14 protein-coding genes are annotated in these 15,541 nt (G+C 56.9%); 6 read left to right on the top strand and 8 right to left on the bottom strand.

What is annotated here, in order from left to right; genetic code table 11:
* Positions 1-89: 89 nt before the first annotated feature.
* From OS189_RS05150 to ilvD, 4 genes are all read right to left on the bottom strand, one after another.
* Positions 90-464, bottom strand: a complete 375-nt coding sequence (locus OS189_RS05150) for a hypothetical protein (protein WP_267166218.1) — start codon at positions 462-464, stop codon at positions 90-92.
* 41 nt (positions 465-505) lie between these two features.
* Positions 506-1,279 (bottom strand): DUF6478 family protein, encoded by a 774-nt coding sequence (locus OS189_RS05145; protein WP_267166217.1) that lies wholly within the window; start codon positions 1,277-1,279, stop codon positions 506-508.
* Positions 1,280-1,399: 120 nt separating this feature from the next.
* Complete coding sequence (locus tag OS189_RS05140) at positions 1,400-2,005, bottom strand: hypothetical protein (protein ID WP_267166216.1); 606 nt, start codon at positions 2,003-2,005, stop codon at positions 1,400-1,402.
* A complete protein-coding gene (gene ilvD / locus OS189_RS05135; RefSeq protein WP_267166215.1) occupies positions 1,986-3,752 on the bottom strand; it encodes a dihydroxy-acid dehydratase in 1,767 nt (588 codons plus the stop codon). Before ilvD ends, OS189_RS05140 begins: the two co-directional genes overlap by 20 nt.
* 143 nt (positions 3,753-3,895) lie before the next feature.
* Between ilvD and OS189_RS05130 the strand changes: the two genes are divergently transcribed.
* The 5 genes from OS189_RS05130 to OS189_RS05110 all read left to right on the top strand — a co-directional run bounded on the left by OS189_RS05130 (position 3,896) and on the right by OS189_RS05110 (position 10,534).
* Positions 3,896-6,967, top strand: coding sequence for an ABC transporter transmembrane domain-containing protein (locus tag OS189_RS05130; RefSeq protein WP_267166214.1), 3,072 nt, complete (start codon positions 3,896-3,898; stop codon positions 6,965-6,967).
* Positions 6,967-7,863 carry a CPBP family intramembrane glutamic endopeptidase gene (locus tag OS189_RS05125; RefSeq protein WP_267166213.1) on the top strand — a complete coding sequence of 299 codons (897 nt, stop codon included), beginning with the start codon at positions 6,967-6,969 and terminating at the stop codon, positions 7,861-7,863. The genes OS189_RS05130 and OS189_RS05125 overlap by 1 nt, the downstream gene beginning before the upstream one ends.
* A gap of 60 nt (positions 7,864-7,923) precedes the next feature.
* On the top strand, positions 7,924-8,868 hold the full coding sequence (gene accD / locus OS189_RS05120; RefSeq protein WP_267166212.1) for an acetyl-CoA carboxylase, carboxyltransferase subunit beta: 945 nt from the start codon (positions 7,924-7,926) through the stop codon (positions 8,866-8,868).
* Between the two features lie 67 nt (positions 8,869-8,935).
* Complete coding sequence (locus tag OS189_RS05115) at positions 8,936-10,210, top strand: bifunctional folylpolyglutamate synthase/dihydrofolate synthase (protein ID WP_267166211.1); 1,275 nt, start codon at positions 8,936-8,938, stop codon at positions 10,208-10,210.
* Positions 10,211-10,327: 117 nt separating this feature from the next.
* Positions 10,328-10,534, top strand: a complete 207-nt coding sequence (locus OS189_RS05110) for a hypothetical protein (protein WP_267166210.1) — start codon at positions 10,328-10,330, stop codon at positions 10,532-10,534.
* Here OS189_RS05110 and zapE read toward each other — a convergent pair.
* Positions 10,531-11,592, bottom strand: a complete 1,062-nt coding sequence (gene zapE, locus OS189_RS05105; protein ID WP_267166532.1) for a cell division protein ZapE — start codon at positions 11,590-11,592, stop codon at positions 10,531-10,533. The two genes, OS189_RS05110 and zapE, sit on opposite strands and share 4 nt — an antisense overlap.
* Positions 11,593-11,704: 112 nt before the next feature.
* On the opposite strand from zapE, the gene OS189_RS05100 reads away from it, so the two are divergent.
* Positions 11,705-12,940 carry an MFS transporter gene (locus OS189_RS05100; RefSeq protein ID WP_267166209.1) on the top strand — a complete coding sequence of 412 codons (1,236 nt, stop codon included), beginning with the start codon at positions 11,705-11,707 and terminating at the stop codon, positions 12,938-12,940.
* Between the two features lie 108 nt (positions 12,941-13,048).
* On the opposite strand, the gene OS189_RS05095 is transcribed toward OS189_RS05100, so the two are convergent.
* Genes OS189_RS05095 through OS189_RS05085 form a run of 3 tightly spaced genes read right to left on the bottom strand, consistent with a single transcriptional unit; the run spans position 13,049 to position 15,533 of the window.
* Complete coding sequence (locus OS189_RS05095) at positions 13,049-13,999, bottom strand: alpha/beta fold hydrolase (protein WP_267166208.1); 951 nt, start codon at positions 13,997-13,999, stop codon at positions 13,049-13,051.
* Positions 13,996-14,916, bottom strand: a complete 921-nt coding sequence (locus OS189_RS05090; RefSeq protein WP_267166207.1) for an ornithine cyclodeaminase family protein — start codon at positions 14,914-14,916, stop codon at positions 13,996-13,998. Before OS189_RS05090 ends, OS189_RS05095 begins: the two co-directional genes overlap by 4 nt.
* On the bottom strand, positions 14,913-15,533 hold the full coding sequence (locus OS189_RS05085; protein ID WP_267166206.1) for an HAD family hydrolase: 621 nt from the start codon (positions 15,531-15,533) through the stop codon (positions 14,913-14,915). The genes OS189_RS05090 and OS189_RS05085 overlap by 4 nt, the downstream gene beginning before the upstream one ends.
* Positions 15,534-15,541 lie beyond the last annotated feature (8 nt).

Here is a 15,541-nt window from a genome sequence, read left to right as displayed (position 1 = left end):
TTTATCGTTTGCGCAAAACTGATGAAGCACGCTGGGGCTTTTCCAGTACCGGTCAGGTTAGGGATGCGGCGCATACACAATTTGTGGATTTACCCTGTTTCGAGGCAGTGACGGCGAAACGCGCGTTTCAGCATATCCAGTTCTGCGCGCAGCAGATCAACCTCGACACGCAAATCGTCGCCCAATGCTTCACCCGCCATTAGCGTAATCGCGCCCAATTGCTCATCGGTTGCGGCATCCGCGATCAACAGCGTTTGCAGCCCGTCTGCGACAGCTTCGGGCGGGATGGGGATTTTGACGGCGTGGCCCTTTTTATCCTCCAGCGCGGTGACCGAAACATCGGGAACCTGTGTGCCTTGATGGGTCACGTCAAGTTTGGGCAGCGCGCCGTCTGTCGCGCCTGTCAGTAGCCCTTCCCAAACGCCTTGTCGCATTTGGGTCTTGGTCAACACAAGGTTGGTCATCGCATCCTCCGTCACCCGTTCAGGGTGCTAAATCGTTTGTCCTAAATCTGTGCGCGTGGCCGCCGCGAGAATGTCAGATCACGCAGAACAACCTGATTCATTTCCGGCCCTTCAAATATCAGGTCAACCCATGCCCCCTCAACCCGCCGTTCATTCAGGTTTGAGTAGGCCAAATCAAACTCTACAACCGTCTGATCTTGGGTCAGGTCGACCTCGCGTACAATCTGCTCGGTGTTGGGACCATTCTTGATATTCAGACGGGCGAAAATCTCGATCGGTTTTTCCATTTCGATGATAGCGTCCATGCGGATCAGATGCGTGCGCTTCAACCCGTCAACACCACCCTCGGGCAGATCAATAACCAATGACAGAAATGATCCGTCGAATTGAAAAACGTCCATGCGCAGGCCGTAAGGCGCCAGATCTTCGGCGCGCAGGTTGCGCAACTGGCGCAATGTCAGTTCGGAAAACTCGCAATCGTGAAACAGCGTTACCTCACTGCCCAGCATAGATCGGGTTTGCGCCGCCGACAGGCCCGGAGTGGGCAGAGGCCCGCGCCACAATTCGGGTCGCCACGCCCAATCGGCGTTGTGCGGTTTGGGAAAGCTGGTCGATCCCTCCAGCGGCAAAGACAACCGTTCGTCAGCGACGTGAATCAAACTGTCTAGATGTGCCTTAAGCTGGCGGGCGCGCAAACGCTGGCGGCGCAGCGACACCAAATCGGCAGAGCGCGCCATCCGCGCGTTGCGTGCCCATTTCGCAATTGTCCGGCTGTAAAACGCCGTATCCAGTAGGTTTCCGCCTAATTTGGCCATTATATCTGCCTTGCTGCTTCCTGCATCTTTATGGGTCCCCAAACTGAGCTCTTGCTGAACGCCTGTGCATTTTCGACAAGATGCCATGTCTGCGCACCATCACGCAAGCATGGAGGTGGATTATCCCGTTGTGGTTTTGTCGGCAGTGCGTTTGATCATTTCTTGCAGAAAACTTGCACCTTCGGTTGAAACTGCGCGTCTGCCTTCGGGGCCGTATAACGCGGCGCCCATGAAAAAACCGCCGACTTGGGCAACAGAACGCCAGTGCGCGGCAGCCAGATCGGGGACCGGCGCTTTACCCGTTGTCTTGAAAACAACGCTTGTGTCTTGATTTCGCACATCCAGGGGCGGCCCCAGACCGGAGGCGGTCGCAATTTCTTGGGCGCTCGGAAGCGGTATATTCTTTGTATTTCTCGCGAAACTTACCGTCATCATGCCAAGAGGTGCACCCGCGCCACCAGTCGCCGCGCCAAGCGTATCGCATCGCGCCATGAGGGCAAAACTCTGGCTCAGGCTTTCGGGATCAATACAAAACCCCGTGGGTGGCACCAGTGTGACCTTGCCCCGCATCATCAACGCTTGGGTGAGCGGAGCAGGCGGCAGCGCCGCGTCGGATGGCGGCTTCAGGTTGTCCAGCAGGCCGCCTCCCGTCGTCGCCGCATCGCAAGCGCTCAGCAAAACTGCGATGCCGAGCGCTGCAAGCGGTTTAGAGGTCCATGTAGTCATGGCGCTCTTTCTTGCCGCCCGGATGGGTCACCGCCCCCAGATAGGTAGGGCCGACCAATTGCGCATATTTCCACAGTGCACCGGAACCATAGAGCGTTTCGCGCGGGCCCTCCCACGCAGCCTTGCGTGTTTCCAATTCCTCGTCCGTCAGATCAACCGAAATGGAGCCGGTGACTGCGTTGAGGGTAATCATATCGCCGTTTTTCAACAAGCCGATAGGCCCGCCCATTGCGGCCTCCGGTCCAACATGGCCGACGCAGAATCCGCGTGTGGCACCGGAAAAGCGGCCATCGGTGATGAGCGCAACTTTCTTTCCCATGCCCTGACCAGACAGCGCGGCAGTGGTGGCCAGCATTTCGCGCATCCCCGGACCGCCGCGTGGCCCCTCGTTACGGATGACAAACACGTCCCCTTCAGAATACGAGCGGTTTTGTACCGCTTCAAAGGCGTCCTGTTCACATTCAAACACCAATGCAGGGCCCGTAAAGACGATGTCTTCCTCGTCCATGCCTGCGATTTTCACGATGGCGCCTTCAGGGGCGAGGTTGCCTTTCAGACCTACAACACCACCGGTCTTGCTGATCGGGTTAGCAACGGTGTGAATCACCTTTCCGTCAGCTTCTCGCGTTAGTTTGTCCAGTTCTTCGCCCATGGAATAGCCGGTCACGGTCAGGCAATCTTCGTGCAGCAGACCCGCCTTGCGCAGTTCCTGCATTACCACAGGCACGCCGCCAGCCTCATAGAGGTCTTTAGCCACATAAGCGCCGCCCGGCTTCATGTCGACAAAGTATGGTGTGTCGCGGAAGATCTCGCAGACATCTTCAAGGAAGAAATCAATCCCCGCTTCATGCGCCATCGCAGGCAAGTGCAGACCCGCGTTGGTCGAACCGCCTGTGCAAGCGACGATTCGCGCCGCGTTTTCAAATGCCTGACGTGTGCAGATATCGCGTGCGCGAATGTTCTTTTCGATGAGGTTCATAACGGCCTTACCGGATGCAATCGCGTATTCGTCACGGCTCTCGTATGGGGCAGGCGCACCGGATGAGTTGGGCAACGCAAGGCCGATCGCCTCGGAGACACAGGCCATGGTATTAGCGGTGAACTGGCCACCGCACGCACCGGCCGATGGGCAGGCCACCCGCTCAAGCACATCCAGCGCTGCTTCGGACATTGTGCCGCTTTGCCAATTGCCGACGGCCTCGAACATGTCTTGCACTGTTAGATCGCGGTTCGCAAAATCCGCAGGCACGTCAGCACCTTTGGGCGCCTTGCCCGGCAGGATTGATCCGCCGTACATAAATACCGAAGGCACGTTGAGGCGGATCATCGCCATCATCATACCGGGCAGGGATTTGTCACACCCTGCAAGGCCCACAATAGCGTCATAGCAGTGGCCGCGCATCGTAAGTTCGACCGTGTCTGCAATCGCTTCACGCGAGGCGAGCGAAGAGCGCATCCCCTCATGACCCATCGCAATACCGTCTGTAACGGTGATGGTGGTAAATTCGCGCGGTGTCCCCTGTTCGGCGGCAACGCCGACCTTTACAGATTGCGCCTGACGGTTCAGCGCGATGTTACACGGGGCCGCTTCGTTCCAGCAGGTTGCAACACCAACCAGCGGCTGGTGAATTTCCTCTTCGGTCATGCCCATCGCATAATAATACGAGCGGTGGGGCGCACGCGCCGGTCCTTCGGTAACGTGACGGCTGGGCAGTTTTGATTTGTCGAAACGGGCGTTAGTGGACATCTGGGCGCTCTCCTGAGGAATTCTTTGCCAAAGGCATAATGGTGCAATGGGGCTGCTGCAAGCATTTGCGGGCTTCCCTGCATTGTAATGGCGCGCCCGCACGCATAGTTTGCCCCCAGTATTTTCCAGAGAAAGTCATGTCCATGGATAGCAGCCTGTTTGCCTTTATCTGGAAGCACTCCAAACGCGAGCAGCTTGTCTTGCTGGCGGTTACGATTCTGACGTTTCCGTTTTTGTACGCAACACTTGAATTGCCCAAGAGGATCATCAACGATGCCATCGGTTCTGAAACGCGGGTCATAGACGTTTTCGGGTATGAGCTGAGCCAGATACAGTTTCTGACGGTTCTGTGTGTTGCATATCTCGCGGCGGTGCTGGCACACGGCCTGATAAAAATGCGCCTGAACACCATGAAAGGTGTGGTCGCAGAGCGGATGCTACGCCGTTTCAGGTACAGTCTTATCGCACGCATGATGCGGTTTCCCAAACGCTACTTTCAGGACACATCACAGGGCGAACTGGTGAGCATGGTCACCTCCGAGGCCGAACCGATGGGTGGTCTGATGGGTGATTTTCTGGCCCAGCCGGTTTTTCAGGCAGGGCAGATGCTGATCATCGTGTTCTTTCTGTTTTTGCAATCGTTCTGGTTCGGGTTGGCCGGTGTCGCGCTGATCCCGTTGCAGGCTTATGTTATCCCGATGTTGCAGCGACAGATTAACTTGCTGAACAAGGATCGCATCAAGGAAGTGCGTGTGTTGTCTGCTGAAATTGGCGAAACAGCCGCAGGCATCACCGATCTGCGCACCAACGGCGGCTGGCGGTTCCGTCTGGCGGGGTTCACTGACAGGTTGGGCCGCCTTTTCGACATACGCTTCAAAATCTACCAAAAGAAATTCTTTATGAAGTTCCTCAACAACTTCATCACACAGCTCACCCCGTTCTTTTTCTATCTGGTGGGCGGCATATTGGCCATTCAGGGTGATATCACCGTCGGTGCGCTGGTCGCGGCTCTGGCGGCGTACAAAGACCTGAGCAGCCCGTGGAAAGAGCTGTTGGCTTATTATAACCAGACACAGGATATGGCGTTGCGCTGGGACGTGGTGACAGAGCGGTTTGAACCCGCCGGTGTCATCGACGAGGCGTTATTCGAGGGTACACCTGATGAAATTCCGCACCTGAAGGGCGAGATCAGTCTGCAAAATATCGTTGTGCGCAACAGTGATGGCGCTGCGGTGTTGAATGATCTGTCGCTGACGATCCCGAAGGGCGCACAGGTTGCGATAAAAACCTCATCGCAGTCAGAACGGCGCGCCATCGCCGAACTACTGACTCGCGAGCTGTTGCCCACGCGCGGGACCGTCACGATGGGAGGAATAGATATTGCCTCGGTGCATCAGGCTGTGATTGCGGCGCGTATCGGGTATGTCTCCGCGCAGCCCTATCTTTTCCATGGTACAATCGGTGACAACCTTTTGATGTCTTTGCGCACCTCCCCCAAAACTGTTCTGTGGGATCCGCAGCATCGTGACCGCGTCGGCATCGAGGCACGCCGCGCGGGTAATAGTCTGGACAGCCTGAAAGCCGACTGGCTTGACCCGGCGCTGGCTGATCTGGAAAGTCTGGAAGACGTGCACGCATGGTGGTTCGAGTTGAGCCGGGTCCTGAACACCGATGAGGGGATCATCAGGGGTATTTTGGGTGCGCGTGTGGATGCCGATAAACAACCCGAACTGGTCCGAAAGATCGTCAGTTTGCGCGACGAAGTTCACGCCACACTAAAAGAACGCAATCTCGATGGTGCCGTGTACCGCTTTGATCCTGAAACGTTCAATCCGGCTGTTGCGCTGGGCAGCAACATTCTGTTTGCCTCGCCCAGCCGTGATATCACCCAAGAGGGGCTGGCAAATGAAAAAGCCTTCCTTTCCATAATCGCAGAACAGGGGCTTGCAGAGCAGGCCATCGCTATCTCGCAGACGCTGGTGGAAACGTTGCACCAGACATTCGGCATGGATGGCACTAATCATCCTCTGTTTACGGCGCTCGGCATCGAAGATGACCTCTATGAACGTCTTGTCGACATTGCCACCCGCCGCCGGACACGCGGGGACGGCGCGCTCAGCGAATTGGAGTTTTCGCTGTTGCTGACAGTTCCTTTTGCGCTCACGGCCGAACAGATCGGGCCAGCATTTCCCGATAGTTTCAAAGATGAAATCCTGAAGTTGAGACGTACACGTGGCGCGCAACTGCGCGAGCTTGCGTCTGATATGTTCATTCCCATTACGCCTGACAATTATTTGCCACGCCTGACATTGCTGGAAAACCTGATCTATGGCCGCATCTCCGCCGTGGCGGGATTGCAGGCAGATTTGGTTGTTGACGCTGTGTCGGATGTTTTGCGCGCGCATGACTTGCGAAGTGCCGTTGCGGCGAATGTTTTTGATGTGCCTACCGCGATCGGCGGGGCCAACTTGCCTACGACCATCCTCGAGCGGTTTTCCTTTACCCGTGCCGCAATCAAACGCCCCGATATTCTGATATTTGACATGGCCCTTGCGGACAGCGACCTGACCCGCGTTCGCGAGCAACTGAGCAGACTTTTGCCAGATACTATCCAGATTTTTCTGGATGACCGGTTTGATGCGATCGAAAGCTACGACATGTTTGTGGAAATCAGTCATGGCCGGATGAATGGCGTTGAAGGCACCGAAAGTTATGACACAACGGCCGGCGTTTCAGAGGATTTGCGCCGCAAGCTGGAGGTGATCCAGCGCAGTGAACTATTCGGTCCGCTGGAACCGCGCGCACAGCGCTTGCTGGCATTTGCGGCGAAATGGTACGATGCGCCTGCAGGCAAAATCATTTTCAGCACCGGTGAACCCCCCGATGCAACCTATCTGTGTCTGTCAGGCAAGGCAGAAATTACGTTCCGCAACAAAGACGGTGAGGAAAAGCATGTCGCGACCATTGAACCTGGTCGTGTGATCGGCGATCTGGCGGTCATCGTCAGACAGCCCCGTCAGGCCAACCTGACGGCGCTCGAAGACAGCAGATTCCTGCGGTTTGGCGCAGACCAGTTCCGCTCGGTGATCGAGAATGACAAAGCGGTTTTGCTAAGCCTTCTGCAAGCGGTTTCCGAGAATCTTACCGGCGCCGCCAGCGTCATCAGGGATGCGCGCATAGAAATCCCGCGGGATACTTTCGGAGACGAGAGTTGATGCGAATACTGCCCGATTACCCGGCCCACGCACTGCATACTGCCGCCGTTGGCCGCAAGACCGAAGTCTGGCGGCTGCTGCTTGGTATCGTCGTAATGATCGGACTCTATATCGTTATGGCCTTGTTCTATCAGCAGATTATTGCCGAATTTTCGCGCTTGCGACCAACCTTTCAGGATGAACTGATTGCAGGCAGCACACCACTTGCGATGTTTGTTCTGCTGTTCAGTTTTGGCCTGATCGGTACTGCGGTATTTATCGGTGTGCGGCTGGTGCACAATCGGCCCGCTTTGGGCGTGATGGGACCTCTGATCCTTGCTGTGCCACAATTCTTTCGGGTGGCGGGAATGCTTGTTATTCTTGGCGTTGTGCTGACGGTTCTGCCGCCTTACGGAATGGGCGGGCCGTTGGTGCCCAACTTGGGATTTGGGCGATGGGCCGTTTTGCTGCCGCTTTCTTTGGTCGCCGTATTTGTGCAGATCAGCGCCGAAGAGATTTTCTTTCGTGGTTATCTACAACAACAACTGGGCGCGCGCTTCCGCTCTCCGCTAGTGTGGATTGTTTTGCCGTCGGCGTTGTTTGCACTTGGTCATTACCAGCCGGCGGAGGCGGGGCAGAATGCGGTGATGATCACGCTTTGGGCGGGAATGTTTGGTCTGCTGATGGCCGATCTAACGGCGCGAGCGGGAACAATCGGCCCTGCGCTAGCGGTGCATTTTCTAAATAATGTCACAGCGTTGCTGATTACATCGCTTCCCGACAGTCTGGGCGGTCTTGCGCTGTGGCACGCGCCTTTCGGTCTGGAAGACACCGAACAGTTGCGCGCTTGGTTGCCTGTGGATTTCGCACTGATGATCGTGAGTTGGCTTGCCGCGCGGCTTGCGTTGCGGCGCTGATTGCAATTCCCGCCGCAGCCCCTTATTTGGAGGGGAAACGTAACGTAACGAGGCGTCGATATGAACTGGATCAACAACTACGTTCGGCCGCGGATCAATTCGATCTTTTCGCGCCGCGAGACGCCAGAGAACCTTTGGACCAAATGCGATGAATGCGGCACCATGCTGTTCCACCGCGAGGTCAGCGATAATCTGAATGTCTGCACCAACTGCGGCCACCACATGCATATCAGCCCGCGGGACCGTTTTACGGCGCTGTTTGATGGTGGTATCTTTAACGAGATAAAAGTACCGGCACCCACGCCTGATCCGCTACAGTTCCGTGATCAAAAGAAATATCCCGACCGTTTGCGCGCCGCGCAAAAACAAACCGAGGAAGCCGAGGCAATGCTTGTCGCGTCTGGTGAGATCGGGCGCACGCCCGTTGTGGCCTGCGCGCAGGATTTCAGCTTTATGGGGGGATCGATGGGCATGTATGTGGGCAATGCAATCATTGCCGCCGCAGAAGAAGCGGTAAAGCTGAAGCGCCCGCTGATCCTGTTTTCGGCTGCTGGCGGTGCCCGTATGCAAGAAGGCATCCTGAGTCTGATGCAAATGCCGCGCACCACGGTTGCTGTGCAGATGCTCAAGGAAGCCGACCTGCCTTACATTGTGGTTTTGACCCACCCCACGACCGGCGGTGTGACCGCCAGCTACGCCATGCTGGGTGATGTGCATATCGCAGAGCCGAACGCATTGATCTGTTTTGCAGGCCCGCGCGTGATAGAACAAACCATTCGTGAAAAACTGCCCGAAGGTTTCCAGCGTGCTGAGTATCTGTTGGAACATGGTATGCTGGATCGTGTGACCTCGCGCCTGCAAATGCGTGATGAATTGATCACGATCGTGCGGATGCTTCTGGGGCTGCCCCCTGCTGTGCGCGGTGATCTGCCCGCACCAGCGGAAGTACCGGACGAGAAGGCTGAAAAACCTGCCGCCTCGGAAGCGGACGGTCCCAAAAAATGATATTGTGGCGCAAGTGCGTCCTGCTTTGATCTGTCGGTTTACACTTCCGTAGAAAAGATATTCGCGTATGAACACCCGGACATCCGATGTCATCCTTGAACGGATGATGGCCCTGCACCCCAAGATCATTGATCTGACGCTGGACCGGATGTTGCGGCTGCTTGATGCGCTGGGCAATCCGCAAAAGTCTTTGCCGCCCGTGATTCATATTGCAGGGACTAATGGCAAGGGATCAACACAGGCGATGATCCGCGCGGGGCTCGAAGCGGCGGGAAAGACTGTGCATGCCTACACCTCCCCCCACCTTGCGCGGTTTCACGAACGTATTCGCGTGGCGGGTGATCTGATCAGCGAGGACGCGCTGACCGAAGTGCTGGATGAATGTTACGCCGCAAACGGCGGGGAAAATATCACCTATTTCGAGATTACCACCTGCGCGGCCTTGCTGGCATTTTCACGCACCCCTGCGGATTATACACTGCTTGAGGTTGGCCTTGGTGGTCGGCTGGATGCAACGAATGTTGTCGCGCGCCCTGTGGCGACAGTGATCACACCTGTGGACCTCGACCATCAGCAGTTTCTTGGCGATACGCTGGCAGCGATTGCAGGGGAAAAGGCAGGCATCATCAAACGCCGCGTGCCGTGCATTGTCGGGCCGCAGCAAGATGAAGGTTTAGACGTGATCGAAGCGGTTGCTGCGCGCAACATGGCCCCGCTGAGCATTTATGGCCAGCACTGGCATGCAAACCGCGAAGCAGGCCGCATGATCTATCAGGACGAGCAAGGGTTGCTGGACCTGCCGCTGCCAGCTCTGCCGGGATTGCATCAGGTGCAAAACGCGGGTGCGGCGATTGCGACGCTGCGGACATTGGGGTTTGATGAAACGGCCTGCGAAGGCGCGGTCACGGATGCACAATGGCCTGCACGAATGCAGCGCCTGAAACATGGCCCTTTGGTGGAAGCGGCAGGGCAGGCGGAGCTTTGGCTTGACGGGGGGCACAATCCGGCAGCGGGCCGTGCCTTGGCAGTCGTTCTTGATGAATTGCCGGCCGTGCCTACGTACCTGATTTGCGGAATGCTCAACACCAAGGATATTTCAGGGTATCTGCGCCCGCTTGCACCCCATGTCACCGCCCTGCACGCCGTATCCATTCCCGGAGAGGCGGCCACCTTGCCTGCGGCCGCAACTGCCCAAGCAGCAGAGGCGTGCGGGATCACAGCCGTGCAGGCGCCCGATGTCCTGACGGCGCTGCGGAGCATCGTGCAGGAGACACCCCAAGCACGGGTGCTAATATGCGGTTCTCTGTATCTTGCAGGCAACATCTTGCGGGACAACGGCTAACAGACCACAAAATGCAGAGGATCTTCGTTGACGCAGAGTCAGTCGGCGCATTAGGACTGTGGCAATAACGGACGGCGTAAATTTTTGCACCAAATCGGAAAAGCCTTAGGACCGAGCATGAAAAAGACCGATAAAAACACGCCGGATCACTCCGGCCCGAAATCGCCTTTCGTGCGGCAGATGATCGTAAGCTTCATCGCCTTAAGCATTATGGGGGTCGGTATATGGTCCCTGATGGGGCAAAAGGCACCCTACCATCCCGATGGGTTTGATGATGAAGTCAGCCGTGGTGAAGTACCGGCGCTGAACACGATCCGCGACTAGGCTCTGGCCCAATCATCGCTTTGCATTTCGCGCAGGCGTGATGCCGTGCGTTCAAATTCAAACGTGCCCTCACCTTCCAGATACAGCATTTCGGGCTTTGCCGCAGCCGAGCAGATCAGCCGGACGCGCGCCTCGTAGAGCGCATCAATCAGCGTCACAAAACGCTTTGCTTCGTTGAAATTACTGCGCCCAAGCGTCGGGATGTCATCCAGCATCAGTACCTTCACCGCTTCGGCAACCGCGAGATAATCGGCAGGGCCAAGAGGCTGACCGCATAGCGCGTGAAACTTTGTGCGCCCGATGCCGTTGCGAAACCTTGGTATCACCACGTCACGCCCTTTGACCCGAAGTGTCAGCGGCTCGGCCTCACCGCCTGTCAGATCGTTCCAGACCTCATCCATCGCGGCGCGGCTTTCGGCATTTACGGGGGTGAAATACACCTGACTGCCTGATAGGCGATCCTGCCGGTAGTCCGTCTTGCTGACCAGTTCTTGCACCACCATCCGCTCTTTGATCAGATCGATAAAGGGAAGGAACAGATCACGATTGAGACCGTTTTTGTAAAGGTCGTCCGGTATTCTGTTCGAGGTGGTGATCACCACAACCCCGTCAGCAAACAGCGCTTCGAACAGGCGGCCAACGATCATCGCATCGGTGATGTCGGTGATTTGCATTTCGTCAAAGGCAAGCAACCTGACAGAATTGCTGACGTCTTTGGCAACTGGCGCAATCGCGTCATCTACACCGGTTTTGCGTACCTCATGCATCGCGGCGTGGATTTCCTGCATAAAAGCATGGAAATGCACGCGCCGCGCAGGAATATCGCCCAGATTTTTTACGAACAAATCCATCAACATGGATTTGCCACGCCCGACACCGCCCCACAGATACAGCCCCTTGGGCGGCTCGGGGGCTTTGCGGAACAGCCCCTTTTTAGCGGGGTTCAGCAAAGCTTCGCGGATGCGGTCAAATTCGGGCAACACCGCCTCTTGTGCGGGATCGGGCCGCAGGGTGCCGTCGGCAATCATCTGGTCATAAAGGGCGCGCAATGTTGTCATGACGGTGTACTTAATGCGCGGCGCGACGGTTGGAAAGTGTATGCGCACAATCGCCTGATTGACGGCACGGACAGACCCGCGCAATCTGGCGCGATTGAACCGGAGCTTTGCCATGCAGAAAACGCCACTCTTTTCGCCAGTGCTGATTGTGGGTTGCGTGATTATCATGGTCAGCTTTGCAATCCGCGCATCTTTCGGCGTGTTCCAGATACCCATCGCCGAAGAATTCGGCTGGCTGCGCGCCGAGTTTTCGCTGGCGATCGCGATCCAGAACCTTGCATGGGGGATCGGGCAACCGATCTTTGGCGCGATGGCGGAAAAAATCGGTGATCGTAAGGCAATCATCATCGGTGCGATCATTTATGCGCTTGGTTTGATCCTCTCGGCAGGATCGGACACGCCGATTGCGCACCAAACCTATGCCTGGCTGGTGGGGTTCGGCATTGCGGGCACCGGATTTGGTGTCATCCTAGCGGTGGTCGGGCGCGCGGCATCGGATGACAACCGCTCTATGGCGCTGGCAGTTGTGACTGCGGCGGGCAGCGCAGGCCAGATATTTGGCGCGCCAATGGCGGAATGGCTGCTCGGCATGATGAGTTGGCAGATGGTGTTCACCGTGTTTGCAGGCGTAATACTGTCTGTAATTCTAACCCTGCCGTTTATGCGCGCACCGGTCCAGGCCGACCGCGCGGAGCTGGAAGAGGCGATGGGCACCATTCTGCTGCGCGCGTTCAAAGACCCGAGCTATACGCTCATCTTCCTCGGCTTTTTCTCTTGCGGGTATCAATTGGCGTTTATCACGGCGCATTTCCCTGCCTTTGTCACTGAACTGTGCGGCCCGATCCTTGCGGGTGGCGTGTTGCACAACATGGGCATTACCTCCACTTCCGCCCTGGGAGCGGTTGCCATTTCGCTGATTGGTGCGGCGAATGTGGGCGGTACATTGCTGGCGGGATGGGCAGGCAAGCGGTACTCGAAAAAGTATCTTCTGGCAGGCATCTACACAGGCCGGACGGTGGTTGCAGCGGTTTTTATCCTGATGCCGATAACACCGACAAGCGTGATTGTTTTTTCAATCGCGATGGGGTCGCTATGGCTGGCCACTGTGCCGCTGACATCGGGCCTGATCGCCCATATTTACGGGCTGCGCTATATGGGCACGCTCTACGGTATTATCTTTTTCAGCCACCAGTTGGGCAGTTTTGCGGGGGTCTGGCTGGGCGGGCGGATGTATGACGCGTACGGCTCTTACACAACTGTGTGGTGGATTGGCGTTGCAGTCGGTGCGTTCAGTGCCGTTGTGCATCTGCCGATACGCGAAAAGCCGGTTCGCCTTGCTGTCGCTTGACAGGTGATAGTTTGCCGTACGATGCTACTACCATGCGCGATATGAAAGTTTCATGCGCCGCGCCTGCAAGATCAGCAAAACATCCGGTGCGTGTGCTGCCGTATTCCGCTAGGGATCGTGGCCCCAGTCATCGCCTTCGGGCGCAGGCAAAAACGCCGTAAGGTGCGCTAACACTTCTTTTGTGTGGGTGTAGGGCAAACCATGACCCGCATCCTCAACTACCTCATGGATTACGTCACGGTTCCACGCTGCCAGTTGCCCCATCGCGCTGGCGGAAACGACAGTATCTTCGCCCCCCCACAACGCAAGCACAGGAATTTTTGCGCGATGTAGCGTCATATGCTCCCCCTCCAGCGGTGCGCGCAACAGGCCGCGCAAACTGGACAGGACAGCGGGCACAAACCCCTGAAACACCAACTGGTTATGTTGGCTTTCCGATATTTGTGCGCTGACGTCGTATTGTTCACATTCCGCCCTGATCCCGTTGCGCAATTGGCGTGGATATCCGGCAAGCATGAGCCAGTCACCGATGATGCCGCGATCACGGATGAACCGTATCAGCGACGCGTCTATCCGTGCCATCCCTGCGGGAGTCAGCAGCGCAAGCCTGCGAACCCGCTCGGGGTAGGTTGCTGCAAATCCGGTGGCAATTGCGCCGCCCATGGAATGGCCTATCAGATGGAAAGGAGCGTCGATCTCCAGATGTGTCAACAGGTCAACAAGCTGGCGATTGAAAAGTGCTTTGTCCTGCGTGCCAGCGGGGCGGTCTGAATACCCGCGCCCGTAGAGATCATAAACCAGCACCCTGAAACCCAGATCCACCATTTCCTTGGCCAGCGGAGACCAGACAATTGATGGCGTGGTAAGTCCGTGAATACAAACCACAAGCGGTCCCTCTGCGGGGCCGGTCAGATGATAATGGGTTACACCCTGACTTAGCTCTGCGAATTGTCCGGAGGCGGAGCCGCGCCGTCCGTCGCTCATTTTTACGCGATAGTGTTCGATCACAAACGGTAGGGCCGCGACGGCCGCCAGAAGCAGAAGGAACAGCCAGATCATCCAGCTGCGCGCCACTGCTCAAGAATATAACGGCTGGTCATCAAATCCAGATGCGCGCCCCCGCCGTTTTTGCAGATGGTAATTTCATCATCAGAGCGGCGGCTGAACGCGTCGAGATTGTAGAAGTCTGCGATGATATGATCGCGGGTGATGGCGCCCGACTCCAGCGGAATTTTGATCTCGCCGATGTGGTCTGCGGTGGTGTCGATACTGTCGACAAACAGGCGCGCGCGTTGCAGCGCCGCGTCGTCCACCTCGCGCATGTCAGGGCGATAGGCGCCAATCAGATCAAGATGCTGGCCCGCTTGCAGCCATGCTCCTTTGATAAGAGGTTCGGTTGTCATCGTGGCACTGCCGATAATGTCGGCTTGCCCAACCGCGGCCTCAAGACCATCTGCAATCGCGAGGGCAGGCAAATCCGCCGCCATAGCCTCTGCACTGGCGCGGGTTCTGCTCCAGACGGTGAAAGTGGCATCAGGGAACGCCGCGCTGTAGGCGGCGTGCAATGATTTTGCGACCGTTCCCGCGCCCACCAGCAGAATACGCTTTGCATCCGGTCGCGCCAGACGGCGGGCCGCGAGCAGACTATCGCCAGCGGTTTTCCATTTGGTCACAAGATGAAAATCGATAATCGCCTCCAGCGTCCCATCCGTGTCTGAATACAGGCTGACCCCGCCGTTGATGGTGGGGATGCCGCGCGCGGCATTGTCGGGAAAGATCGTGGCCGATTTCACCGCCACACCCATACCGTCAATCCACGCGGCGCGGCTTAGCAATGTGTCGGGATCGCGATACAGAAAGGTATCACCAATCTCGGCCTTGGCCAGTGTGTGACCCGCCGCCATCGCGTCGGTCAGGGCTATCCAGTCCAGCAGTTTCTCGCCTGCCTCGAAGGAGATGAAAGGAATGGAGGTCATTGTGCGTCCTCTTGGGTTAACAGCCCTGCGGCGACCAGCCTGTCGGCCCAGCCCTTGGGGCTTTCAAAAAGATGTGTCTGCCAACCCCGCGCCTCTGCTGCGGCGATATTGTCGGTGCGGTCATCGGTGAACAGCAAATTACCACCGGACAGACCCGAAGTCTGCTCAAGCATTTCATAGATAAGCGGGTCAGGCTTGATCACGCCCATATGACCAGAGATGAAATCACGGTCGAATTCGTGCAGGAAACCGTATTTCCGCGCAGCGATTTCATAGGTCTGGATGCCAAAGTTGGTCAGGGAAAACACCGGCACGCCTTTGACCTGAAGTGCCTTCATCAACCGCACAGAATGATCAATGGCGGGTGATGCCATGTCGAGCCATCGGTCATGCCACAGCATGATTTCATCTGCCCATTGCGGGTTTTTCTTGGCGGTTTGCGTGATAACGGTGGTAAAATTCTCGCCCGTGTCCACGCGATCATTCATGCCGTGCAGGTCGACGTTGGCGAACATGGCGCGGCGGCGCTCCTCGCCGATTTCAGCGTCGAAAAAGCGCTCTGGCTGCCATTCGATCAGAACATTGCCGATGTCGAAGATCACTGCGGTGGGGGTCATATCCGTGC

Source organism: Sulfitobacter sp. F26169L (assembly GCF_026410285.1).
Classification (GTDB): domain Bacteria; phylum Pseudomonadota; class Alphaproteobacteria; order Rhodobacterales; family Rhodobacteraceae; genus Sulfitobacter.
This window is presented reverse-complemented; position numbering and strand designations above follow the sequence as displayed.

Coding starts and splice junctions, on each gene's coding strand:
- OS189_RS05100 (WP_267166209.1), top strand. CDS start 11,705: ATGCAGAAAACGCCACTCTTTTCGCCAGTGCTGATTGTGGGTTGCGTG.
- accD (WP_267166212.1), top strand. CDS start 7,924: ATGAACTGGATCAACAACTACGTTCGGCCGCGGATCAATTCGATCTTT.
- OS189_RS05130 (WP_267166214.1), top strand. CDS start 3,896: ATGGATAGCAGCCTGTTTGCCTTTATCTGGAAGCACTCCAAACGCGAG.
- OS189_RS05145 (WP_267166217.1), bottom strand. CDS start 1,279: ATGGCCAAATTAGGCGGAAACCTACTGGATACGGCGTTTTACAGCCGG.
- OS189_RS05125 (WP_267166213.1), top strand. CDS start 6,967: ATGCGAATACTGCCCGATTACCCGGCCCACGCACTGCATACTGCCGCC.
- OS189_RS05150 (WP_267166218.1), bottom strand. CDS start 464: ATGACCAACCTTGTGTTGACCAAGACCCAAATGCGACAAGGCGTTTGG.
- OS189_RS05110 (WP_267166210.1), top strand. CDS start 10,328: ATGAAAAAGACCGATAAAAACACGCCGGATCACTCCGGCCCGAAATCG.
- OS189_RS05095 (WP_267166208.1), bottom strand. CDS start 13,999: ATGATCTGGCTGTTCCTTCTGCTTCTGGCGGCCGTCGCGGCCCTACCG.
- ilvD (WP_267166215.1), bottom strand. CDS start 3,752: ATGTCCACTAACGCCCGTTTCGACAAATCAAAACTGCCCAGCCGTCAC.
- zapE (WP_267166532.1), bottom strand. CDS start 11,592: ATGACAACATTGCGCGCCCTTTATGACCAGATGATTGCCGACGGCACC.
- OS189_RS05140 (WP_267166216.1), bottom strand. CDS start 2,005: ATGACTACATGGACCTCTAAACCGCTTGCAGCGCTCGGCATCGCAGTT.
- OS189_RS05085 (WP_267166206.1), bottom strand. CDS start 15,533: ATGACCCCCACCGCAGTGATCTTCGACATCGGCAATGTTCTGATCGAA.
- OS189_RS05115 (WP_267166211.1), top strand. CDS start 8,936: ATGAACACCCGGACATCCGATGTCATCCTTGAACGGATGATGGCCCTG.
- OS189_RS05090 (WP_267166207.1), bottom strand. CDS start 14,916: ATGACCTCCATTCCTTTCATCTCCTTCGAGGCAGGCGAGAAACTGCTG.